The following is a 1,292-nucleotide window of genomic DNA, read 5'->3' on the forward strand; positions in this document are numbered from 1 at the left end:
TACGTTGTCGGCAGCGGGCCAAAAAGGAATACGTCCATGCCCATCGAGGTGAAACCGGCTGTGAGCGCGGGTTCAAGCATATAGCCCGACAGGCGCGTATCCTTGCCGATCACGACACGATGGCGGTGGTCACCGCGACGAAAGACACGGCCAGCCGCCATGCCGACGCGCAAGGCGGTTTCCGCCGTCATCGCGCCTTCGTTGGCTTTGCCACGAATACCGTCTGTGCCGAAATATTTGCGCACCATAAGGTCGATTATCCTGTCGTCGGGTCGCCCTCAAAGGGGACATGCCTGCTGAACCGCGAATATAGAGAAATATCCCGAATGTGCAGTTAACGAATTCTTGCGGTTTCTTTCAGCGCCGCCAATACCGCCAGCCCGTCGCGCAAGGGGCGCGGCTCGTGTGTGCGGATGAAGTCAGCTCCACCTGCGGCGGCGGCAAGCTCTGCAGCGAGTGTCGCGGCCCCGACATCCCCCGGACCACGGCCTGTGAGCGCGCGCAGAAAGGATTTGCGCGAAACAGACAGAAGCACCGGCAAATCGAAGCGCAGCCGCAATTCATCGAACCGCGCCAGCACCGAGAGCGAGGTTTCGGGAGCAGCCCCCAGAAAAAACCCCATGCCGGGATCAAGGACAAGGCGGTTGCGTTTGATACCGGCACCCGTCAGCGCCGCGATGCGCGCGTCAAAGAACGCCGCAATGTGATCCATGATGTCGCCAGCGGGTGCCTCGCGCCGATCTGCCTGCCCGTCTTGCACCGAATGCATAACGACGAGTTTGGCAGATGATTTCGCCAATTGCGGATAGAACGCAGCGTCTGGAAAACCGCGAATATCATTGAGATAGGCCACACCACGCGACAAGGCATAGGCTTGCGTCGCGGGTTGATAACTGTCGAGCGAGACGGGAATGCCATCTGCCTTGAGCGCGTCCAGCACCGGCGCGATACGCGCGATTTCTGTGTCGGACGAAACAGGCGCGGCGTCGGGATTGCTGGATGCCGGACCGAGGTCGATCACATCTGCCCCCTCGGCCATCAGCTTACGCGCCTGCGCAATGGCTGCGTCTGGCGCCAGATACCGGCCTCCATCGGAGAAACTGTCCGAGGTTATGTTGACGATGCCGAAAATGATGAGCGATTTATTCATGGGGGCTTCTATAATAATCTCTGTACACGACAAAAATAGATAACTCATTGAAATAATGTCACAATAATTGTTTTCTAACGACGAATACTATGACACATCTCAATGAGTTATATCTTATCTTAAACAAATCTCTAAAATGGAA

The 1,292-nt window shown here is 56.7% G+C and carries 1 protein-coding gene and 1 pseudogene; both read right to left on the minus strand.

Annotated elements, in window-relative coordinates; genetic code table 11:
* A pseudogene (gene glmM / locus FTU79_RS16375) lies at positions 1–248 on the minus strand (phosphoglucosamine mutase); the annotation flags it as partial.
* 86 nt (positions 249–334) lie between these two features.
* Positions 335–1,150: a sulfonamide-resistant dihydropteroate synthase Sul2 gene (gene sul2 / locus FTU79_RS16380; RefSeq protein WP_001043260.1), complete on the minus strand. Its 816-nt coding sequence runs from the start codon at positions 1,148–1,150 to the stop codon at positions 335–337.
* Positions 1,151–1,292 lie beyond the last annotated feature (142 nt).

Origin of the sequence: Acinetobacter sp. YH12144 (assembly GCF_013418345.1) — a bacterium.
GTDB classification, from domain to species: domain Bacteria; phylum Pseudomonadota; class Gammaproteobacteria; order Pseudomonadales; family Moraxellaceae; genus Acinetobacter; species Acinetobacter amyesii.